25 protein-coding genes are annotated in these 23810 nt (G+C 32.8%); 10 read left to right on the top strand and 15 right to left on the bottom strand.

Going from position 1 to position 23810, the window contains the following annotated elements; translation table 11 throughout:
* Positions 1-5 precede the first annotated feature (5 nt).
* The 9 genes from xseB to QVO42_RS01195 are packed head-to-tail and all read left to right on the top strand — an operon-like array spanning position 6 to position 8975.
* Positions 6-227, top strand: coding sequence for an exodeoxyribonuclease VII small subunit (xseB, locus tag QVO42_RS01155; protein WP_022424363.1), 222 nt, complete (start codon positions 6-8; stop codon positions 225-227).
* Entirely contained in the window at positions 220-1068 is an 849-nt protein-coding gene (locus QVO42_RS01160; RefSeq protein ID WP_288163507.1) for a polyprenyl synthetase family protein, read from the top strand. Before xseB ends, QVO42_RS01160 begins: the two co-directional genes overlap by 8 nt.
* The gene (dxs, locus tag QVO42_RS01165) at positions 1069-2940 is read left to right on the top strand and encodes a 1-deoxy-D-xylulose-5-phosphate synthase (protein WP_022424365.1); all 1872 of its coding nucleotides are present in this window, start codon (positions 1069-1071) and stop codon (positions 2938-2940) included.
* On the top strand, positions 2921-3730 hold the full coding sequence (locus QVO42_RS01170; RefSeq protein WP_022424366.1) for a TlyA family RNA methyltransferase: 810 nt from the start codon (positions 2921-2923) through the stop codon (positions 3728-3730). The genes dxs and QVO42_RS01170 overlap by 20 nt, the downstream gene beginning before the upstream one ends.
* A 6-nt stretch (positions 3731-3736) precedes the next feature.
* Positions 3737-5380, top strand: coding sequence for a DNA repair protein RecN (gene recN / locus QVO42_RS01175; RefSeq protein WP_022424367.1), 1644 nt, complete (start codon positions 3737-3739; stop codon positions 5378-5380).
* 38 nt (positions 5381-5418) lie between these two features.
* Positions 5419-6594 carry a DNA polymerase IV gene (locus QVO42_RS01180; RefSeq protein WP_022424368.1) on the top strand — a complete coding sequence of 392 codons (1176 nt, stop codon included), beginning with the start codon at positions 5419-5421 and terminating at the stop codon, positions 6592-6594.
* Between the two features lie 35 nt (positions 6595-6629).
* Positions 6630-7523 carry a tyrosine recombinase gene (locus QVO42_RS01185; protein WP_022424369.1) on the top strand — a complete coding sequence of 298 codons (894 nt, stop codon included), beginning with the start codon at positions 6630-6632 and terminating at the stop codon, positions 7521-7523.
* Positions 7516-8715: a phosphopentomutase gene (locus QVO42_RS01190; protein ID WP_022424370.1), complete on the top strand. Its 1200-nt coding sequence runs from the start codon at positions 7516-7518 to the stop codon at positions 8713-8715. The genes QVO42_RS01185 and QVO42_RS01190 overlap by 8 nt, the downstream gene beginning before the upstream one ends.
* The gene (locus QVO42_RS01195) at positions 8715-8975 is read left to right on the top strand and encodes a hypothetical protein (protein ID WP_022424371.1); all 261 of its coding nucleotides are present in this window, start codon (positions 8715-8717) and stop codon (positions 8973-8975) included. Before QVO42_RS01190 ends, QVO42_RS01195 begins: the two co-directional genes overlap by 1 nt.
* 90 nt (positions 8976-9065) lie before the next feature.
* Here QVO42_RS01195 and QVO42_RS01200 read toward each other — a convergent pair whose 3' ends face one another.
* The 7 genes from QVO42_RS01200 to QVO42_RS01230 all read right to left on the bottom strand — a co-directional run bounded on the left by QVO42_RS01200 (position 9066) and on the right by QVO42_RS01230 (position 16111).
* Positions 9066-9422: a DUF6465 family protein gene (locus QVO42_RS01200; protein WP_022424372.1), complete on the bottom strand. Its 357-nt coding sequence runs from the start codon at positions 9420-9422 to the stop codon at positions 9066-9068.
* 160 nt (positions 9423-9582) lie between these two features.
* Positions 9583-11004, bottom strand: coding sequence for an amidophosphoribosyltransferase (purF, locus tag QVO42_RS01205; protein ID WP_022424373.1), 1422 nt, complete (start codon positions 11002-11004; stop codon positions 9583-9585).
* Positions 11005-11018: 14 nt separating this feature from the next.
* Positions 11019-12728 carry a GNAT family N-acetyltransferase gene (locus QVO42_RS01210; protein ID WP_022424374.1) on the bottom strand — a complete coding sequence of 570 codons (1710 nt, stop codon included), beginning with the start codon at positions 12726-12728 and terminating at the stop codon, positions 11019-11021.
* Between the two features lies 1 nt (position 12729).
* Positions 12730-13953: an ATP-binding protein gene (locus QVO42_RS01215; RefSeq protein WP_022424375.1), complete on the bottom strand. Its 1224-nt coding sequence runs from the start codon at positions 13951-13953 to the stop codon at positions 12730-12732.
* An 18-nt stretch (positions 13954-13971) separates the two neighbouring features.
* Positions 13972-15336, bottom strand: a complete 1365-nt coding sequence (locus tag QVO42_RS01220; RefSeq protein WP_022424376.1) for a PFL family protein — start codon at positions 15334-15336, stop codon at positions 13972-13974.
* 12 nt (positions 15337-15348) lie between these two features.
* Positions 15349-15621, bottom strand: a complete 273-nt coding sequence (locus QVO42_RS01225; protein WP_022424377.1) for an ACT domain-containing protein — start codon at positions 15619-15621, stop codon at positions 15349-15351.
* A 172-nt stretch (positions 15622-15793) separates the two neighbouring features.
* Positions 15794-16111: a PTS sugar transporter subunit IIB gene (locus tag QVO42_RS01230; protein ID WP_006506646.1), complete on the bottom strand. Its 318-nt coding sequence runs from the start codon at positions 16109-16111 to the stop codon at positions 15794-15796.
* A gap of 149 nt (positions 16112-16260) precedes the next feature.
* Here QVO42_RS01230 and QVO42_RS01235 point away from each other — a divergent pair, with 149 nt between their 5' ends.
* Entirely contained in the window at positions 16261-16800 is a 540-nt protein-coding gene (locus QVO42_RS01235) for a YfcE family phosphodiesterase (protein ID WP_022424378.1), read from the top strand.
* A 32-nt stretch (positions 16801-16832) separates the two neighbouring features.
* On the opposite strand, the gene QVO42_RS01240 is transcribed toward QVO42_RS01235, so the two are convergent.
* The 8 genes from QVO42_RS01240 to yqeH all read right to left on the bottom strand — a co-directional run bounded on the left by QVO42_RS01240 (position 16833) and on the right by yqeH (position 23796).
* Entirely contained in the window at positions 16833-17159 is a 327-nt protein-coding gene (locus QVO42_RS01240; protein WP_006506644.1) for a helix-turn-helix domain-containing protein, read from the bottom strand.
* A gap of 98 nt (positions 17160-17257) precedes the next feature.
* A complete protein-coding gene (locus tag QVO42_RS01245) occupies positions 17258-19567 on the bottom strand; it encodes a U32 family peptidase (protein WP_022424379.1) in 2310 nt (769 codons plus the stop codon).
* Positions 19568-20260 (bottom strand): 5'-methylthioadenosine/adenosylhomocysteine nucleosidase, encoded by a 693-nt coding sequence (locus QVO42_RS01250; protein ID WP_022424380.1) that lies wholly within the window; start codon positions 20258-20260, stop codon positions 19568-19570.
* Between the two features lies 1 nt (position 20261).
* Entirely contained in the window at positions 20262-20975 is a 714-nt protein-coding gene (locus QVO42_RS01255; RefSeq protein WP_022424381.1) for a class I SAM-dependent DNA methyltransferase, read from the bottom strand.
* Positions 20975-21319: a ribosome silencing factor gene (gene rsfS / locus QVO42_RS01260; protein WP_022424382.1), complete on the bottom strand. Its 345-nt coding sequence runs from the start codon at positions 21317-21319 to the stop codon at positions 20975-20977. Before rsfS ends, QVO42_RS01255 begins: the two co-directional genes overlap by 1 nt.
* Positions 21312-22412, bottom strand: a complete 1101-nt coding sequence (locus QVO42_RS01265) for a nicotinate-nucleotide adenylyltransferase (RefSeq protein WP_022424383.1) — start codon at positions 22410-22412, stop codon at positions 21312-21314. Before QVO42_RS01265 ends, rsfS begins: the two co-directional genes overlap by 8 nt.
* The gene (gene yhbY, locus QVO42_RS01270; RefSeq protein WP_022424384.1) at positions 22412-22696 is read right to left on the bottom strand and encodes a ribosome assembly RNA-binding protein YhbY; all 285 of its coding nucleotides are present in this window, start codon (positions 22694-22696) and stop codon (positions 22412-22414) included. The genes QVO42_RS01265 and yhbY overlap by 1 nt, the downstream gene beginning before the upstream one ends.
* A gap of 11 nt (positions 22697-22707) precedes the next feature.
* Entirely contained in the window at positions 22708-23796 is a 1089-nt protein-coding gene (gene yqeH / locus QVO42_RS01275; RefSeq protein ID WP_022424385.1) for a ribosome biogenesis GTPase YqeH, read from the bottom strand.
* Positions 23797-23810: the final 14 nt, after the last annotated feature.

Consider the following 23810-nt stretch of genomic DNA (forward strand, 5'->3'; position numbering starts at 1 on the left):
ATGATATGGCAGAAAAGACATATGAAGAAGCAATGGCACGTTTAGATGAAATCATTGATTTATTAGAAAACAATGAAGCGTCTTTAGATGAGAGTTTAGATCTTTATAAGGAAGGCGTGTCACTTGCTGCATTTTGTGATACAAAATTAAAAGATGTAGACCAGGAAGTAACTAAAATATTTGAGGAAAATCAGTTAAAAGATTATCTAGGTGATGATGATGAATAATATGATTGAAGAAGTGAATGAACGATTAAAAGAAATCTTATCTCAATATCGTCCGGGCTTAGTAAAAGAAGCAATGACTTATTCTGTAATGGCTGGCGGTAAGAGATTAAGACCACTTCTATTTATTCAGACATTAAGAGCATATAATGTGGATTATCATAAATACATAGATATTGCATGTGCTATTGAAATGATACATACATATTCTTTGATTCATGATGATCTTCCAGGGATGGATAATGATGATTTGAGGCGTGGCAAACCAACATGTCATAAACAATTTGATGAAGCCACTGCAATTTTAGCAGGTGATGCTTTATTGAATGAATCTATAAATGTGATTTTAAGAATGGATTTAGAAGATGCACTTAAACTTAAGGTATTAGGTTATCTATATCAAGCATCTGGGATGGGTGGAATGATCTATGGTCAGCAGCAGGATATGTACTTTGAAACACATAAGGCATCTCTAGATGAATTACAGGCTATTCATCATGATAAGACAGGTGCACTTATTTCTGTACCAATGAAGATTGCTGGACTTATTGCGAAAGAAGAAGACGCAAAAGCTTTAGAAGATATTGGATTCAAGCTTGGGCTTGCATTCCAAATTCAGGATGATATTCTAGATGTCACAAGTACGACTGAAACGTTAGGTAAAAGAGTAGGTAGTGATATTACAAATCATAAGTCTACATATGTTTCATTACTTGGTTTAGAAGAATCACAAAAGCGTGTAGAAGATTTATTTGAAGAATGTTTAGCTGATGTTTATGGTTTACAGCTTAACCATGGATTGATGATTGAATTATTCCAAATTATTATGAAAAGAGTGAATTAAATGGAAATTAAGAAGATTGAGAATCCTCGATTCTTAAAACAATTGAATATTACCGAATTAAATCAATTATCACAGGATATAAGGGATTTTTTAATCGAAAATATTTCCCAGACAGGTGGCCACTTTTCTAGTAATCTAGGTATCGTGGAACTGACTGTAGCTCTTCATTATGTATTTGATTCACCTGATGATAAAATTCTTTTTGATGTAGGACATCAGTCTTATGTTCATAAGATTTTGACTGGTAGAGCACTTCAGTTTTCTAAGTTAAAGAAATATGGGGGACTATGTGGTTTTCAGAATCGTCAGGAAAGTATTTATGATCCTTGGGAAGCAGGTCATTCTTCTACGGCTATATCAGGGGCAACAGGTTTGGCTCTTGCCCGAGATCTTAAAAAAGAAAAATTTGAAGTGGTAAGTGTGATTGGTGATGCTGCTTTAATGAGTGGAGAATCTTTAGAAGCACTCAATTTTCTTGGTGGTATAGATACAAAAGTTATTGTGATATTAAATGATAATAATATGTCTATTTCACGTAATGTAGGTGGGTTATCTAATTTCTTATCTGATGTAAGAATGTCATATAAATATAATCAGGCAAAAAATAATTATACTGAAATCTTGTCACAATCTCCTATGGGCCAGAAAATATTTGATGTGACTAAGAAGGTTAAGGATAAAGTAAAAAAGAAGATATTACTTGATACACCATTTTCACAATTTGACTTGGATTATATTGGTCCAGTTGATGGACATAATATGGCTGAATTGATTCGTGCTCTAGAGACAGTAAAGAGTTTAGATCATAGTGTTGTACTCCATGTCCTTACTAAAAAAGGAAAGGGATATGAACCAGCAGAAAATGATCATTCAGGTGTTTATCATAGTGTTGCACCTTTTGATATATCTAAAGGTGTGCAAAAAGTTGCTGATGATGAAAAACATTCTTGGAGTCAATCAGTAAGTGAACATATTGAGTATTTGATGAGTAAGAATGATGATATATGTGTGATAACTCCTGCAATGATTACAGGAAGCCGTTTACAGAATATCTTTAAAAAGTATCCTGAACGTTCATTTGATGTGGGTATTGCAGAAGAACATGCGATGACTCTTGCAGCAGGTCTTTCTCAAGGAGGAGAATTTCCGTTCCTAAGTGTTTATTCTTCTTTCTTCCAGCGTGCTTATGATCAATTGAATCATGATATTGCGAGAATGAAACTTCCATGTCTTATTGGAATTGATCGTGCAGGACTTGTGGGTGGTGATGGTGCAACACATCATGGTGTCTTTGATATTGGTTTGATTGCGCCTATTCCAGGAGTAGTTATCATGGCTCCAAAAGATGAGGTAGAAGCGCAGAAACTTATCAATACAGCATATTACAATAAAGATAATCCGTATGTGATGCGTTATTCTAAAAATAAAGTCGTTAATACTCATCAACATACTGATGAGACTATCAAACTAGGTCAGTGGGAATTAATTAAAGAAGCAAATGATGCAATGATTAATGTCGTGACTTATGGCGATAATGTGAATGCTGTAGTAGAAATGGCAGAAGAAGATCATCTACCTATTAATATTATTAATGCACGATTCATTAAGCCGTTAGATAGAGAAATGTTGGAAAGAATAAGTGATAAACCAATTATTGTTTATGAAACAGATCTTATCAATGGATCTTTAGGCAGTATCATGAGTTTATATTATGAAAAGAATCATATAGATGTTGATATGAGTTTTATAGGTATTGAAGATCACTATGTCACTTTTGGAGATAATGAATCCTTATATAAACAGGAACATATTTCGTTGAATGATTTGAAAAATAAAATTAAGGAAATAAAACATGAAAAAAGAAAGAATTGATATTTTATGTGTCCAGCAGGGGTTATTTGAGTCTAGAAATCAGGCTCAAAGAGCCATTATGGCGGGCATTGTAAGAGATGAAAATGATTATATTGATAAGCCAGGAACAAAGATTCCAGTTGATACAAAACTTTTTATCAAGGGTGAAAAATTAAAATATGTATCACGAGGTGGTTTAAAACTTGAAAAAGCGATTGAACTATACAATTTAGATCTTACAGATGTCATTATGATTGATATTGGTTCATCTACTGGAGGCTTTACTGATTGTGCGCTTCAGCATGGGGCAAAGAAGGTTTATGCTGTAGATGTAGGAACCAATCAGCTTGTCTGGAAGCTTCGTAATGATGAACGTGTAGAAGTCATGGAACAATATAATTTCCGTTATGCTAAGCTTGATGATTTTAAGTATGGCGTGCCTACATTTGCTTCTATTGATGTTTCTTTTATTTCTTTAAGACATATGTTCAATGCATTAAAGAATGTGATTGCGCCTGATGGTGTAATCGTATCTTTAATCAAGCCTCAGTTTGAAGCAGGTAAAGATGATGTTGGAAAACATGGTATTGTAAAGGATTCAAAGGTTCATAAAAGAGTTATTGAAGAAGTCATTGGCTATGCAAATGATAATGGTTTCTCTTTAAAAGGTTTAACATTCTCACCTATTACTGGTGGGGAAGGTAATATTGAATTTTTAGGTTATTTTGTAAATGATCATCAAGAGAATTCAGCTTATTGTATTGATGATGTTGTAAGTGAAGCACATAAACATTTTAATGAAAGTAGGTGATTTTAAATGTTGAAAAGTCTATTTATCTCTTCTTTTGTCATTATAGATCAAACAACCGTTGACTTTGATGAAGGCATGACGGCTTTAACAGGTGAAACAGGTGCAGGTAAATCTATTATTATTAATGCGCTCGAACAATTATGTGGTGCAAGAGCATCTTCTTCACTTGTAAGAAAAGGCTCTAAGAAAGCAGTCATTGAAGGTGTTTTTGATATGAATGATTCAATTCAGAAGATTCTAGACGAATTGAATATAGATGGTGATGATGATCTTATTATCACTAAAGAGATATTAGACAATGGACGTTCAACAATTAAAATTAATTATCGTACTGTCACTAATAGTGCTTTAAAACAAGTGGCTCCCTACTTATTAGATATTCATTCACAATATCAGACACAGGAAATTTTTAATGTGAAAAATCATTTAAAGATATTGCAGTCATTTATGAATCACCAGGATGACTCATTGCTATCTGAATATCATAAACACTACTTTGAATATAAGAAAATATCACAGAAGATCAAGAAGCTTGAACAAGAGGATCTGAGTGATGAAAGAATAGAATATTATCAGAAACAGTATGATGAATTAAAGGATTTTGAATATACAGATGAAATAATTGATCAGCTTGAAGAAGAACTTAGAATGATGAAAAACTATGAATCCATGCATAAATATATGACTGATTTTAATGAGGCTATGTCTGACAAGCAAGGTGCATTAAATCAAATAAATGATGCATTAAGCGCACTTGGTCATATGAATGATACAGAATCATTTAGTGCATTATATGATGAATTCTATAATCAATATTATAGTATGCAGGATATTGTAGATCGCATAGGAACAGCCTTTGACTCTATTGATTTTGATGAATATCGTTTCAATGAACTACAGGAAGAACTTTTTACTATTCATCGTCTGCAAAGAAAGTATGGATACTCAGTAGATGATATCTATCAGGCACAGACAGAATTAAAAGAAAAGCTAGATGCCGCGTTGAATCGTGAAGATGTGCTTGCTGATTTAAATAAACAAAAAGATCAAGCTTATCATGAAGCATATCAGATTGCGTCAAAACTAACATCGTTAAGAGAAGAACAGGGGCTCATTTTTGTTGATACACTAGAAAAAGAATTAAAAGATCTTTATTTACCTGATGCAAAGCTAAAGGTAGATATAAAGGAATGCAGTCTTAGTGATACTGGAAAAGACGACATTACGTTTATGGTTTCTATGAACAAGGGACAGGCTTTTACTCCTTTAAATGAAACAGCAAGTGGTGGTGAAATATCACGTTTGATGTTAGCCATTAAAACAATTACTATGAATCAAAACCAAATGAATACACTTGTTTTTGATGAAATTGATACAGGTGTGAGTGGTAAAGTTGCCGATGCAATTGGATTAAAGATGCATTCTATTTCATTAAACAATCAAGTATTATGTATTACACATTTGCCTCAAGTGGCCATCCATGCTGATCATCATTATGCGATTAAGAAATCATCTCATGATGAAGAAACCTATTCAACGCTTGCAGTATTAAGCGAGGATGAAAGAATAGAAGAAATTGCGAAGATGCTCTCTGGTGATGTGGTTACAGCGGAAGCAATCGATAATGCGAAAAGATTATTACACGGATGAGCATATAATACATATGCTCATTTTTTAGGAGGTTAGCCATGCGTATTATATTTCATATTGATATGAATGCATTTTATGCGAATTGTGAGATTTCTCAGCATCCAGAATTAAAAGGGAAACCCATTGTCATTAGTCATAATTCTAAAAGAAGTGTTGTCTCTACTGCTTCTTATGAAGCGAGAGAATTTGGTGTTCATTCCGCAATGCCTCTATTTATGGCAAAAGAGAAATGTCCTGATCTAATAGTAGTAGAACCACATTTTAATCTTTATCATGAATTGTCACAAAGATTTTTTGAGATTGTTTATAAGTATAGTAAAAAGGTAGAAATAGCCAGCATTGATGAATGTTATGTGGATATGAGCGATTATTTTACATTAACTCATGCGCAGCCTTATGCAGTCGCAAAAGAAATTCAAGACAATATTCTATCCACTTTATCTCTTCCTTGTTCTATTGGAATATCTCCAAATAAGTTTCTTTCTAAAATGGCTTCTGATATGAAAAAACCTTTAGGTATTACTATTATTACTCAAAGAAACTTAAAAGAAGTATTATGGCCTATAAAAGTAGGGGATATGTATGGCATAGGAAAAAAGACAGCACCTAAACTAGAAGAAGTGGGCATTAAGACAATTGCGGATATTGCGAATTATGATAACTATCAGACAATTAGACAATTTCTAGGAAAGAATACACTTATATATTATAATCGTGCCAATGGTAGAGATTTATCGCCTGTTGTTTATGAAGATACGGATATGAAATCTATTGGTCATTCTACAACTTTTGAAAGTGATATTAGTGATGAAGATAGCTTAAAAGAGGAATTCAAGAAGGTATGTTTAACTGTAGCTGAACGTGCATCAAAACATGATATGTATTCTAACTGTGTTGTGATTACATTAAAATATACAAGATTTAAAAGTGTTACAAGACAAATGCTGGTACAGGAATATATGAATGATTATGAGAAAATATATAGTTATGTGATGATGCTTTTTAATAAGCATTATACTCATGAACCATTAAGACTTATTGGTGTTACTCTTAATAATGTAAAAAGAAAAGAAGCAATCATCGAACAGATGAATATATTTGATGCAAAGAATGAAGCAGTAGATCCTATTGATAGTTTGATTGAAAATATTAATAAAATGACGAGTGCACATCTGATTAAAGCAAAAGACTATCGTATAAATGGAAAAAGTTAAAAAAAGTTGTTATAATTAACCAAGAGGTGTGACACGTGCAAGATTATGATTTAAAAGATTTTAAGAGCTATTTAATGTTTGAACGAGGATTAAGCGAGAATACAGTACAAGGCTATATGAGAGATCTAAGAGCTTTTTATGATTATATTGATTATGATAACAAAAAGTTTGATTTGGCTCATCTAGACACTTATTTTAGCGAATTAAAGGATGATGGGTATAAAGTAACTTCTATTCGAAGAAAAATTGTCTCTTTAAGACAGTATAATGAGTTTCTTTCTCGTACAAAAGGGATGAAGGATGTGATGTCCCAATATGAATTACCTAAAACAGAAAAGAAACTTCCACAAGTATTAAGCTTAGAAGAAATAGTTAAGGTGATTAATCATATTGATGATACGACCCCTGTGGGGAAAAGAAATAAGTCAATGATGCTTCTTCTTATTAGTACTGGAATGAGAATAAGTGAACTCGTTCATTTAGAAATCAATGATATCAATCATTCAGTGTCTAATGTTCGTGTAATAGGTAAAGGTAATAAAGAAAGACTTATTCCTTTAGATCAAGAGACATTTCATTATGTTTATAACTATATGCAAAATGAACGCTCTTTCTTTGATAAGAAAAATAGCCTTTGGCTTTTTATGATGAACGATGGTCGTCGTATGACAAGAGAAAACTTCTACAACATTTTACAAAAACTAGTATTAGAAGCAGGGGTAAGAGATCATTTTACACCCCATATGTTAAGACATACATTTGCGACTACGTTATTGGAAAATCATTGTGATTTAAGATCTATCCAGGTTATGCTTGGACATCAGGATATTTCAACCACAACAATATATACACATGTAACACATAAGCAGATTATGGATGACTATAATAAGTTTCATCCAGGTAATGCAAGGAGGAAAGACGATGAGTAAAGAATTATATAAAAGAGTATTTGTGATTGTATGTGATTCTATGGGTATTGGACATGCAGAAGATGCAGCTTTATTTGGTGATGAAGGTGCCAATACGATTGGTCATATTTGTGAAGCAAAAGATGGTTTAAATGTAATTAATATGGAAGGCTTAGGTTTAGGTAATCTAGGAGACTTTAAAGGTATTCATCCAATTGCACATCCACTAGGTACTACTGCCTCTTTAAAAGAAGTATCTAATGGGAAGGATACAATGACAGGTCATTGGGAAATGATGGGACTTAAAGTCACTAAACCTTTTAAGACATTTACTGATACAGGTTTTCCTGAAGAATTTATAAAACTATTTGAAGAAAAGACAGGTAGAAAATGTCTTGGAAACTATGCAGAAAGTGGTACTAAGATTTTAGATGATTTAGGAGAAAAGCAATTAGAAACAGGAGACTGGATTGTTTATACATCAGCTGATTCTGTATTCCAGATTGCTGCGAATGAAGAAATAATTCCATTAGAAGAATTATATGAAGCATGTCATATTGCAAGAGAATTACTCATGGATGAAAGATGGAAGGTTGGACGTGTCATTGCAAGACCTTTTGTAGGACGTAAAAAAGGAGAATTTAAACGTACACCTAATAGACATGACTATGCTTTAAAACCATTTGGTAAAACAGTACTTAATAGTTTAAAGGATGCAGGACTAGATGTAGTAGGAGTTGGGAAGATTCCTGATATTTTTGTAGATGAAGGTATTACAAAAGGCATTCATACTGTTTCTAATAAGGATGGTATGGAAAAGACAATTGAACTTGCGAAAGAAGACCATCATGGACTCATCTTTGTGAATCTAGTAGATTTTGATGCGGTTTATGGACATCGTAGAAATGCGATTGGATATGGAGATGCTATTGAAGAATTTGATGCACAGCTCTCTGATTTAATGGCTGCAATCAATGATGATGATTTAATCATGATTACAGCTGATCATGGTAATGATCCTACTTGGAAAGGTACAGACCATACAAGAGAACATGTCCCACTACTTATCTACAGCAAATCATTACATCATCCTAAAAACTTAGGATTACTTGAAAGCTATGCAGTAATAGGTGCAACTATTGCAGATAACTTTAATGTAGAAAATCCAGGTATTGGTGAATCTATATTAAAAGAACTTGAAAGGGACGCTTAATGGAAAAACAGAGAAAAATCATTATAGTCTCTCTTGCAGCAAGCTTAATGGCTGTTATACTTTATGTATTTGGAATAACTCTTGCAAAAGGGAACATCATCATTGAAGCACTCTATTTTGTTATGGCTTCACTACTTGTTGTATCTGCAGTTATTTCATTATTTAATAATTATAAAAAGTATAAGAAAGCACTCTATATTTATTTGATAATCATCAATATAGTACTAGAAGTACTATTTATTGGTAATTTGATCATTTAAACGCCGTTCAAAACGGTGTTTTCTTTTTTGACAAATGGAGGAGGGGACTAATAAAAATACTCCCCTTCTATTAAAAAGGGGAGTAATAAACTAAATATATAAAGGCTCATCGTTTTTGAGTACTTGATTATTATTTGTTTTCGCAATATAGAATATTTCACTTGTTTCTGCTTTATAATAAATATCTAAAGTAAGAATTGAAGTCTTCTTATAACCAAGTTCTACAAGATGATCAATAACCATTTTTTCAATATCATCTAAAGATACATCATGATAGTTATACTGTACCTGAAGATTCATCTTAACAGGTTTATAAGTAGTCTTAACAGTTGTTTTCTTAGCTACAGTTTCTTTCTTTACTGTAGTAGTCTTTTTAGTAGCAGTTTTCTTAGGTTTAGTAGCCTGAGTTGTTGTCTTTTTAGATGCTGTAGTAGTAGTCTTTTTCATAATGGAGATCCTCCTTTGATACTCTAATTATTACTATTATTATAGCACACTCATTTTACAATTCAAACGTAACAGATATAGTCAAAAAAATTACATAATATATATTATGCGAAGTAATATATATAAGAAAGAAACTCCCAGTGAAGGGAGTTTTATAGTACTATTTTTCGTCTTTATTAGCACGATCGATAGAATCATACAACTTAGTGACATAATTACCACTAAAGCAAGACATACATAAATCACAGTTTCCATCCATATCATGCTTAACAGATTTCTTTAATCCTTCCATTGAAATAAATGCTAAAGAATCAGCTTCAATGAATTGACATAATTCTTCTACATTCATACGATGTGAGATTAATTCTTCTAGTGTAGAAATATCTACACCATAGAAACATGGGAACTTAATGGCTGGAGAAGCAATTCTAACATGTACTTCTGTAGCTCCTGCTTCTTTTAATAACTTTACAATACGTTTAGAAGTTGTACCTCTAACGATTGAATCATCAATCATGATAACTCTTTTACCTTTTACAATAGAAGATACAGCTGAAAGTTTCATTCTTACCCCACGTTCACGCATTTCCTGTGTTGGCTGGATAAATGTTCTACCTACATACTTATTCTTGATAAGCCCCATTTCATAAGGAATACCTGATGCTTCAGAATAACCAATAGCAGCTGAAATAGAACTATCAGGTACACCAATAACTAAATCTGCTTCTACTGGTGCTTCTTCAAATAAAGTCTTACCACAAGTCTTACGTGCTGTATGAACATTAATACCATCTAAATTACTATCAGGTCTAGAGAAGTAAATATATTCCATTGCACATAGCTTATTGCAGATAGGTAAAGTTTCAGTATACTTCTTAGATTTAATAATACCATCTTTTACACGGATGATTTCACCTGGTTCAACATCTCTTACATATTCTGCTCCGGCAATATCTAAAGCACATGTTTCAGATGAGAACATATAACCTCCACTTGGAAGTCTACCCATAGATAAAGGTCTTAAACCATATCTATCTCTTGCAACATAAAGAGCATCCTCTACTAAAATAACAAATGCGAATGCTCCATCAATCTTTTCTAATGATTTACAGATACGATCTACAAATCGTCCTGTTTCTCTCTTAATTAAATGACCAAGAACCTCAGTATCACTTGTTGAATTAAAGATAGAACCATTTTCTTCGAGTTCCTTCTTTAATAAGTTAGCATTTACAATATTACCATTATGGGCAATACCCATCATACCATCGAGAGTACGGAATAAGAATGGCTGAACATTCATGATTCCTCCCCCACCAGCAGTTGAATAGCGGACATGTCCAATAGCTGCATTACCTGATAATTTTTCAATTTTTTCTTTATTAAATACTTCACTGACTAAGCCTTCACCCTTATGGATGTTAAGCTTTCTACTTTTATTGCGGACAACAATACCTGCAGCCTCCTGTCCACGATGTTGTAAAGAATGTAAGCCATAATATGTTAATTGAGCAGCATTGTCATCTCCCCATATAGCAACAACTCCACATTCTTCATGTAATTCATCATGATTCTTGATCATAATAGCCTCCCTGTTTAATAGATTTCATTGATATAGCGCTTCTCAAGAGGTGTATTATCCTCCTGATTACACATCATTGTGATCATATCTGTTTTTTCACCATGAATAGACGCCATGCAATCTGTTTCGATGCGAATGTCTTTATAGAAATAAACAGAAATCGTTTTGAGGATGTCATCTAAATATTCTTTATTGTATATAAATTCTGAAATATAGACAAACTTCCCCTTATCATTATAAATCATATATCCTTGTTGTCCATACTCATTTTTAAATGTTAGAACAGAATCGTTAAATGCAGCACATCTAATTCTTAGATAATTATTAAAATAATCTTCATCACGCATTAAATAATGGTTGAAATTTGCTGTATAACGCATGTAATCATCATAGAGATGACTTATATCCTGAGACAGGAAAATATTACTAGGAAGGCAATACTTAGCTTTATCAAGCTTATAAAGAATATGTCTATGAGATTCTTTAAAGCCAAAAGGCATATAAATTTCAGGATGATAAGCCTGTAAATAAATGCGTTTATCTTTATAAATATCTAAAACATGATTCATTAATAATTTCATGAATCCCTGTCCTTCATATTCTCTCCTTGTAGAAACTCCTAGAATAAAATAACTATCTTCGTAATCTTTTACTTTAAAAGGTACAATCTGTAAAGCAGAAATAATTTTGTCTTTAAAACGTACAACATATGTATTCTCTTTCTTATATCTATATTTGAAATAGAATTCAGTAGAGACTTCATCTTCATCCTCAAAACGGTCCATCCAGATTTCTTTGATTGTTTCAGTATCTTCATCTGTTGCCTGTGTAACGATGGCATCATTAATAAAGATACGTGTCTTTTCAACCATATGACAAGGATGCATACGTTCTTTAGAGATACGAAGATTTTCTATTCCCATATCTTCTTCTCTATTTACATATTTAAAATTCGCACATTCATGTTCTAAGAATTCTTTTCTTAAAGTCACATAAAGACCTCTAATAGTTTTATCAGCTTTTTCAATATGAATTTGGATTGTTTTATGCTTTAATGGAGAACCAATCATAAAAGCCTTTAATTCGTTATTAATAAAGATGCCACCTATCTTAATAGGCAATTGATCCTGGGTAGAAAGAAGATACATAATTCCATATACTTCAGAAGTTAAGGATTCACTCTGTTCATGCTCTTCGCTTTCCCATTTTAATAGATTATTGAAAATCATAGGCATATCATCATCCGCATTCAATGTACGATATTCATAATTAGGATATTGTGAAATGAAGTTATGATAATTGTTTCTCATCTTCTGCATCTTCTTACCTGATAATGTAATTAATTTTTCTTTATCATATACATAATCATCTAAATCTCTTGTATGCTCATAAACAAACTGTCCAGGACATACCTTCTTTATTTTTTCTACAAAAGATGGAATAGCACAATCAATCATAAAAGGAAACTTATTTTCCTTTGCATAATTCATCATGTATTCAACAGCTTCTTTGTAGTATTCGCAAGACGCAAAGGGCATCGCAAAAAAGCGATGTCCTTTATAGTTATGTAACATGATGCAGAAGTGATCATGAATCTCATATTCAATATGATATTCATGATTCCACATCATCATAGTCACGAAATTTGAGTTATAGCCTTCATAATTGGCTTTATCTAAATAAGGTAAAACAGTATTTAAATCAGATAATTTTAAGGGTTTCATTTTATTTTCCAAGCATCATATGTATAAATTGTTTAGCTACACGCCCAGAATAGCCTCCGTTTCTTAATTCCCATTCCATAGCTAAACGATGGAGTTCATTACGATCAATATCTAAATGATACTGATCTGCAAGTCCATCTACTATATCAAGATAGTGCTGCTTATCTGGATGAACATAAAGAATCTGGACACCAAAACGGGCAACAAGTGATAGCTTTTCCTGTTTAGCATCATTGACATTTACTTCATTGTCATCTCTTTCGCCCCAAGTTTCCTTAATTAAATGTCTACGGTTACTTGTGGCATAAATAAGGACATTATCAGGTTTCTTTTCTAGTCCCCCTTCAATGACCGCTTTGAGATATTTATATTCGGTTTCATATTCTTCAAAAGATAAATCATCCATGAAGATAATGAACTTATAATTACGGTTCTGTAATTCTCCAATAATTTCTGGAAGATGGATAAATTGATGCTTATACACTTCAACCATTCTTAAACCGTCCTTGTAATAACGATTTAATATAGCTTTGATACTTGATGATTTACCAGTTCCATTATCGCCATACAATAAGACATTATTTGCTTTCTTGCCATTAATAAATGCTTCTGTATTCGCAATTAAACGATCCTTTTGACGTTCATAGCCTATGAGCTGTTCAAGTGTATTATCTTCTATATGATTGATAGAAACGATATTGCCATCTACATATCTAAAAGCCTTATTTAAACCGTATTTACCAACACCATACTTGTGATAATGATTATAGAGGATGTTATAGAAATCTTCAACAGATGTGCTTTGTGCAAGATTACTTTGTAGTTCACTGAAGACTTCATAAATCTCTTTATTAATAATTGGCTTAGAATGTGAGAAATGGAAGAAAATCTCTCTATTTAGTCCTTCTAGATCATCAAATGAAGAGTGAAATAAATCATAGAAGTAAGTGAGATCTCTTAATACAAGTGCTTTTAATGTATCATCAACATCTACAACACGTTCTAGTGAAAGCGAGAAGGCATTTTCATGCATTGCAAGCAAATGTGTAAGTAAGCTTTGCATCAAGTGATCATGAAGATCATATTTTTCAGCAACCTGTAAGAATTTCGCAATAAAATCATGCTGAATTGCCTTATTGTCTAATTGTTCAACGTTCTTTAATAGGAAAAGAACATCTTCATCATCTGTTAATTGATAATATACTGTTAAATCATTTAAATACACAAATAACCCCTTCTTTCATTAGTTCTTGAAGCTATGAATAGGAGCTGGAATACGTCCACCACGGTTCACAAATTCATCACAAGAGAATGAATTCACTGGCATGATTGGGGCATAACCTAATAAACCACCAAATTCAACTGTATCTCCTACATCCTTACCAATAACTGGAATAAGTCTTACTGCAGTTGTTTTCTGGTTGATCATACCAATAGCCATTTCATCTGCGATAATACCAGAGATTGTTTCAGCTTTTGTATTACCAGGAACTGCAATCATATCTAGACCTACTGAACAAACACAAGTCATTGCTTCTAGCTTTTCTAAAGTTAAAGATCCTGCATTGACTGCATCAATCATACCCTGGTCTTCACTAACTGGAATAAAGGCACCTGACAAACCACCTACATAAGATGAAGCCATAACGCCACCCTTTTTCACCTGGTCATTTAAGATAGCAAGTGCTGCAGTAGTACCTGGAGCCCCTACTCTTTCAAGGCCCATGCTCTGTAAACAATCGGCAATAGAGTCACCAATAGCTGGTGTAGGTGCTAAAGATAAGTCAATAATACCAAAAGGAATACCTAATGCTTCAGATGCTTCTAAAGCAACTAACTGACCTACACGGGTGATCTTAAATGCAGTTTTCTTGATGATTTCGCATAATCCACCAAAGTCTTTACCTTTTGCGTCCTTAATTGCTTTATGCATAACACCAGGACCACTGACACCAACATTAATAATAGCGTCTGATTCACTGATACCATGGAATGCACCAGCCATAAATGGGTTATCATCTGGGGCATTACAGAAGATAACAAGTTTAGCACAGCCAATAGATTCAATGTCCTTAGTAGCATATGCAGTCTTTTTTACAATCTGTCCAAGTAATGCGACAGCATCCATATTAATACCAGTCTTAGTAGAACCAACATTAACACTTGAACATACAAATTCAGTTTCCTTCATAGCCTGTGGAATAGACTCAATAAGCATACGTTCAGCTTTAGTCATACCTTTAGAAACAATGGCAGTATAACCACCAATAAAGTTAATACCTAATTCCTTTGCACACTTATCTAGTGTTTTTGCAATCTGTACATAGTCTTCTGGCTTCTTGCAGGCTGAAGATCCGATTGTTGCAATAGGCGTAACTGAGATACGCTTATTCACAATAGGAATACCATATTTTTTTTCAATAGACTGTCCTACAGGTACAAGATTTCTCGCAGTAGACATGATTTTGTTGTAAATATTGTCACAAAGAACATCTAAAGAAGAATCAATACATTCAAATAAGCTAATGCCGATTGTAATAGTTCTTACATCTAGATTTTCCTGCTCAATCATTTTATTTGTTTCAATAACTTCAAACTGATTAATCATCTATACATCTCCTTATAATCTATGCATCATATTAAAGATTTCTTCATGCTGAATTTTAATATCAACACCAATTTCTTTACCTAAAGCAGCAAGTTCATCTGCTAAGTCATTAAATGCTTTGTTAGAAGCATCATGATTGACAATCATCATCATATTGAAATAACCTTGTACAATAGTCTGAGAGATATCTAAAATATTTACTTCATTCTCAGCAAGATAAGTACATACCTTTGCGATAATACCTACCTGGTCCTTTCCAACTACAGTAATAATACCTTTTTTCACAGTCGAATCCTCCGTTTTCATAAATTTTTAAACATTATAGCAAAACTAAGTAAAAAGATAAATAAAAAGTGTAAAAATATGCTTAGACTAAATAATAGCCTTTAAAAGTAATTTTAATTGATTGTAATATCAAAAAAAGAGAAGGAATGATTCCTTCTCTCTTATGTTTATGTTATTCACCTAATAATTTAAGAGCACTAGCAAGAACAGCCTTACCGTTCATAGTTCCGTAATCTCTCATATCGATAACGTCAACAGGGATAGCACCAGCTTTTCTTGAAGCAGCTAATTTTTCGATTGCAGCTTTCTGGAATCTAACCTGTGGGCCAAGTAAGATACAGTCAACTTCTTCTAATACTCTAGGTGCATCAGAGAATGGTAAAGCGAAGATCTTTGCTTCAACTCCCTGTTCCTTAGCTGCGGCTTCCATTTTAGTTACTAATAAGCTAGTAGACATACCTGCAGAACATACTAATAAAATTGTTTTCATTGTCATTACTCCTTTTCTAATTTCTGTATTAATTATACTAATTTTTAGCCATGATGTAAACACTTACCCAAAAGTTTTTTTGGCATAATACAAAAAATGATATTCAAAAGGCTATAAATTTAATTTATAATATTTTAGAGGTGGTTAAAATGAAGATGTTAGTTGTAAGTGATTCGCATATGTATAACGATATATTAGAACATATCACAAATAAATGGAAAAACAAGGTGGATTTATTGGTACATTGTGGAGATTCCTCTCTCCTTCCAGATGATCCATTACTTAAAGATTATGATATAGTTGTACATGGAAATCATGATGAAGAAGTCTTTCCTCACTATGTAGTTTACAAAGATATATTTGTGACCCATGGTAATGATTATCATGTCTATACAGGTTATGATGAACTTATACAAGCATGTAAAGAAAATCATTGCACGATATGTTTTCATGGACATACACACGTGCCTACGATTCAGATTCATGAAGGAATTACTTTTGTGAATCCAGGTAGTGCTATGATCAATCGAGGAAGCTATGGTTATGGAACATATGCTATTGTGGAGACAGAACCATTTAATGTCATCTATTATGATAGTCTAGATCATCATATCTGTAACCAGGAAGTTCTTGAAGAAGGTATGGCATTACTTGATGAATTCAAAAAGATTGTAAAGAATATGAAATAAGGGAGATAGCGAGCTATCTCCCTTTAAAAATACTATTTTTCTTCTAATCTTTTTCTCTTATATTCAATGATGAACATGACTTCCTTTAGATCTTCATCTGGTAATTCAGATAATAATCTAGCAATATTCGCAATATTATAGTAGTCATATTTCTTACCACTCATGATTTCTTCAACACTACGTCCATATAAGCGTGAAAGAACTTTTAATTCCCCTACTGTTACATCTCTTTTACCATTTTCAATATCTGAAATTGCAGAATGAGGTACATTAAGATGTGCAGCAACTTCTTTTTGTGTTAAGTTCTTAAAAGTTCTATAAGTTTTTAGACGTTTAGCGAGATCCATATCTAATGCCATAAGTTTACCTCCCTATTTCTATCTGGGGTTTATTATAACACAAAAAAATAAAGGTGGCAATTTAGGAATTATGAAAAATATAGATTTTATCTAAAATGTTATTTGAAATATCCTACTACATAAGGCTTCTTTAAATCACTTTTCTTCCCTTTAGAAGTACGTTTTTTTATGTCTTCTAAAACGGTTACAGTCTCATTTTCATCTTCTGTAGTCAACATAATAAAATATGAAATATTTAGAGATTGATGGTTTTCTACATAGATTGGTTCATTATGTAGTATATGATTACGACATTGATCATCGGTAAAGATATCAAAAGAAACACCTTTTCTATCTACAATCTTATAAGAATGTTTCTTGCACATACCACAATGTGGTACTTTCTTATGGAAATAAGATTGTGAAATGACACAGTGTTCACTGATCATATTCTCTGTTTTACCATAGATAGGTAAAATAAGATCAGCATTATAATCCTTCATCTGTTTAATCTGTTTTCTTGTACATTCAAATGATGCAATGACTGGTTCTTTAAATGCATAAGCATCATAATGGTTATAAATATTAAATCCCTGACCAATAATAAGAGGATGCTCTTTTAATAATCTATAACTGCCAAAATCATTGACAATTAACGTATTGAACTCTTTCAATAAAGGATTGTGAATGACTTCTTGTATATCTTTATCATGCATAATACGAGGTAGATAAAGATTAGGTACTTTTTCATATTTTTTGAAGCATTCTAATGCTTCTTTTAGATCTGCATCATAGTAGTAGTATACATGATCATAATATCTTAAGGCAATTTCTAACTGTTTTATATTAGAAACTACTACATGATACTCAGATACACTTTGCGGAATGACTTTAAGAGGCTGTATTTCTTTAATAGGAGCCTTGTGGTGCTTCTTAAAGGTAAATAATGTATCTAGTTTAGAAAGTGCCTCACGACGCATATTATTGATGATTGTGATAGGTATAAATAATTCACCATATAACTCTATATCAATCTTATTTGCTTCATACACAGTATGACCAAGCTTATTGAGATGATCAATGATATTCTCTTTAGTGGCAGCACGCTTTGATGCTTCTTCAATGATATGTTCACTTACTACAGATACTTCTTCATCATCACATTTTACAACAAGCGTACAGGGCTTATTAAGAGATGCTTTAAAGGACATATCAATCTTTCGATATTTCTTTTCTTCCTGATATGTTTTCTGCATACGGTTAATTGTATCTACACTGATTGTCTTATTAACAGTTCCACCCTTCACTACATCATCAAACTCAATCTGAACATTCATGCCTGCTTCTGCTTTATTGATGAGCTTATTTTGATAATAAATCTTATTGACAGGTCTTCCTTTATCTATTTCTGTAAAGACAATAGAATCACCCTGTGTTAAATCATTTTTTAGGGCTATAGAAACACGTTTACTACGGTAGTCATATCCTTTAACATAACCTAAGAAAACGCCTTGGTTACCTGAAAATGTCTCATCTACAATTTTATCAGCATGAAATGGATAACCAGATGTATAATGGCGATTAAACATCTGTTTCATATCATTGAAGTTCTCTTTTGTATAGTTAGGTGTATTCTCATAATAATGTTTAATAGCTTTAGAATAAACCTGAGTGACTGCAGCCACATATTCAGGACGCTTCATACGCCCTTCTATCTTTAAAGAAGCAACGCCTGCTTCAATATATTCATTAATATGATCAGATGTACATAAATCCATTGTAGACATGAGATAGCTTGTATCAATCACTTTGCCATCTTCTTCTAAACTATAAGGTAAACGGCATGGCTGTGCACAGGCGCCTCTATTACCACTTCTTCTACCTATCATACTAGACATCAAACACTGTCCAGAATAAGCCACACATAATGCACCATGTGCAAATACTTCTATTTCTAAATCTGTATGAGAACAGATATATTTAATTTCATCAATGGTATTTTCTCTAGCAAGAACGACTCTTTTAACACCTAGATCTTCAAAATAACGTAATGCCTCTAATGACATCACACTCATCTGAGTAGAAGTATGAAGTTCCATATCAGGATATCTTTCATGAACGAGCTTTAATAAGCCAATATCTTGAATAAGAAGTGCATCTATTTGTAACTCATATAAACTATCAATTAATGAAAGAACATCTTTCATTTCATCATCTTGATATAGTGTATTAACAGTTACAAATATTCTTACATTTCTTAGATGTGCATACTGTATAGCTTGGTCTAGTTCTTCTAGATTAAAGTTCTTAGCGAAGGCTCGTGCTGAAAAGGCAGTTGTTCCAAGATAAATCGCATTAGCGCCATTCGCAATAGCGCCCTGCAGAGACTCAAAATCACCTGCAGGGGCCAATAATTCAATTCTATTCATTTATACAAGTTTTTGAGCTAAATCATAGCACATACGAGCTGATGACTTTGCAGCTTCCTTAAGATATTGATCAAACTGGATAGAACTGTTGCCTTTATCAAAAATATCACTTAATCCACGTACAATAATAAATGGTTTATTAAAGACTGTACATACCTGAGCTACTGTTGCAGCTTCCATTTCAGAACATAATGCATCAGGGAAGTGTTCTTTGATTGTATCAACCTGATCTTTTCTTGCAACAAATTGATCACCAGAGACAATAAGACCACTATATACTGTTAAGCCATTATGTTCAAAGATTTCTTTTGCATAAGAAACGAGTGTCACATCAGCTTCATAGTAAAGAGGCATATCAGGTACTTGTCCATATGGACGTCCAAAAGCAGTGACATCGACATCATGATGAGCTACCTTTTCACTGATGATAACATCTCCGACATTTTCTTTTAAATCAAGTCCACCTGCGGAACCAACATTGATGACATGATCAATATCAAAGTTCTTTAATAAAAGAGTAGCTGAAATAGCTGCATTGACTTTACCAATACCACCCTGGACAACTACAACTTCTTTTTTTCCTAATAAACCTTCATAAAAATGATAATTACATTCCTGGTATTCTTTTTCAACATTCATTAAAGCAAGTATTTCATTGACTTCTTCTTCCATTGCACCAATAATACCTAACATGTTAATCCCTCACTTTCTTTACTACAAATATAATACGTTCACACTCTTGTTTGTATTCACCAAAATCACTATAATAAGCAATTGACTTAAATCCTGCTTTTTTAAGCATCTGGACATATTCTTCAACAGGAATTGTTTTTTGACGATGTGTTTCATCAACATGATGACCATCTTCGTCGATAATAATATGATGGGTAATACCACCTTTATGATCACTTTCTACATCCCATGAGAAGAAGAAATCTTCATCTTCATTCTTTTCATGATAATCATCTAAAATCACATTACATTTATATAGACTGTTCACATCAAAAATAAATGTTCCATTATATTTTAAACCTTCATAAACATTATTAAAGACATCCTGAACCTTCTTCTTGCTTAAAACATAGTTAATTGCATCTGTTAAACAAAGGATAGTATCTACAGGCTGAGATAAGGCAAAATCACACATATCAATTGTTTCAGTTAGAAGTTCAACACCTTCATCCTTAGCTTTTAAGGCAGTAATGTTTACCATATCTTCAGATAAATCAGTGGCTAGAACCTGATGACCTTCTTTCGCAAGTTCAATAGCAGTTAATCCAGTTCCACATCCTAGTTCTAATATTGTTTTAAGATTAGCATGTTCATGAATGAATTTTAAATATTCAGAATAGAAGTCTGGGTCCATTAAAGAATCATAATAATAAGAAAACTCTTTATAGGCAGCCATTATGCAAGATACTCCTTGATATCAATAGTAGGCATATCACTCCATAACTTCTCTAAGTTATATTCTTTACGTGCTTCTTCAGAGAAGATATGACAGATCACATCACCTGCATCAATAAGGATCCATTCCGCATTACCACGGCCTTCTATGTTTTTAATTTCAAAACCATTCATTTCACACTGGTCGACTACATTATCCTGAATCGCATTTAATAAACGTTTATTAGATGCAGTACATAAAATAAATGTGTCATATAAAGGAGAGGCGTTCTCCATATTGATTGCCACAATATCCTGGGCTAATTTATCGTTCATTGCTTTCACAATACATTCTACTTTAGTCATTATTAACTCCTTTTACATATTTATCATAAACTTCAAAGAAACATGGGTCGATTGGACGATGCTTCTTTGTGGAAAATTCATAAAAATCAGTCAGACAGTTTCTAAATCCTGCTTCAATATCATGTTTACATAAGGTAATCTGTTCTGATGAATCATAACCTCTTAAAGGGTCTAACTTATCAGCACAATATAAACACATACCAAGAAGGCTCATAGATGTAGAAGCTGTTGTATGATCTTCAATGGCTTTTAAGATTTCTTCATCACTGATAAGAAATTCATTCTCACATACATAACGTGAGAGCCATTGATGCCAGATAGGTTCAGGCTGATCTAAATGAGAAGCATAATGCTTCTTCATTAATTTTTTAGCCTGATCATGAGGCATTTCTTTTGCAACATCATGCATCATACCGGCAATATAGCCTTTGAGAGGATCAATGCCATTGCTTTTACAGAAATCTCTTGTGAGAGAAGCAACACTTAGAGTATGCTTATAGCGTTTTTCTTTCATTCTATTTCTAATCATTGTATCAAGATATAAGCCATTTTTAGAAATATATTTGAGTACATCTTTATTAAGCATATCTAGTGCACCTTCTTTGATTTCTGTGCTAGATGCGGTTATTTCTACATTATCCATCTTAATAAAGTGATATCTCTCTAAATTAGGATGAGCTGTAGGATAACCACCTCTGTTAAAGGCGACTAGCTGGACTAATTCTGATATTTCTTTGGCTTCTTTCCATTTTTCAAACGCCATAGCCTGATCCATACCCATTAAATAATATAAATTATCATTAGGATACATTTCTTTTAATGCATGAATCGTATCAATTGTATAATTCTTTTCATCACTTGTAGAATCAAGTTCAATAGTACAAACCTTCATTTTTGGTTCCTGGTGAATCGCAATCTCTATCATTGCTTTACGCTTATCGCCAGGGGCATTCTGTTTATCCTTCCAAGGGTTGTTTTTAGTAGGAATGAAGTAAAATGAATCAAGAGAAAGCAAAGACAAAGCCTCCTTTGCAATCTCTATATGCCCTTTATGGATAGGATCAAAACTACCACCAAGTAATCCAATATTCATTAGATCTTATAAATTCCTTTTTCACTTGATTTATAGAAAACAATTGTATGTCCAATAATATGAACAACATCTGCTTTAGTACCCATTGAGATTTCTAAAGCTACTTCATTCACTGTTTCAGGGCAAGTATCTAATAACTTCACTTTAATAAGTTCTTTAGCCTTTAATGCATCATTGATGCTGTTGATCTGTTTTTCTCCTACACCATCTTTACCAACCTGAAAAATTGGCTTTAAGCTATGTGCTTCGCTTCTTAAAAATTTCTTCTGTTTACTATTTAACATTCATATATCCTCTAAATTAAACTTTCTCTCATAAATACATCAATACCTTCAGGAACATAAACCTTGATCTTACCCTTAGGTGCATGAATACATATAAATCCTAAACCAGAAATCACAATATCACGCTTTTCTTCTGGTAAAGTGAATTCATAAGCCTTCATTTCTTTCATTGATGAAGCAGGTCCATAAACCTGTAACTGCTTATGTCTATTAAACAATTCATCTGCTTTTTCAGTCTTTGTACGATGAATCTGCATATTTCTAGAGAAGTAGCAGATGAAGTTTCCTTTATCTCCCTTTGTATAATCGATTCTTGCAAGACCGCTAAAGAAGATTGATTGATCATCATTTAACTGGTATATCATTGGCTTTACTTCGCCCTGAGGCATAATATAAGCCAAATCTTTTTCATCTACTACAGATGTGTACTGATGTTCATTCATGATACCTGGAGTATCATATAAAGATGAATGATCATCAAGAGGAATCTTGATTAAATCAAGAGTGGTACCAGGGAATTCACTTGTAGTAATAAGATTAGATGCATCTGAATAGTTCTTCAACATACGGTTGATAAATGTAGACTTACCAACATTAGTAATACCTACAACATATACATCACGGCCGTGACGGTATTCATCAATCTTATCAAAGATTTCATCAAAGTTCATATTCTTCTTACCACTTGTAATAACTACATCAAGAGGCTTGATACCGTATTCCTTGAACTGTCTTCTTACCCATGTATTAAGTCTATGTTCCTTTAAAGACTTAGGTAAGATATCTCTCTTATTCGCTAGTACAAGCACATCATTATATCCAATATGACGCATAAGACCAGGCACAAGAGAACCATTAAAGTCAAATAAGTCAACGATATAAACAACTAAACAATCTTTTTCTCCTACAGTCTGTAAAACATGTAAGAAATCATCTTTAGTTAAATGAGATTCCATCTTCTGATGATAATGCATTAATTTATAACATCTCTGACAAAGAATCTTTTCCTTGCTTAAAGCAGATTCTGGCACATAGCCAGGCTTTTTTGTATCAGCGCTTTGAATGATGGCGCCACATCCATAACATCTTATTTCTGTCATATATACCTTCCTTT

This window comes from Catenibacterium sp. CAG:290 (assembly GCF_000437715.1).
Taxonomy (GTDB): Bacteria; Bacillota_I; Bacilli_A; order Erysipelotrichales; family Coprobacillaceae; genus Catenibacterium; species Catenibacterium mitsuoka_A.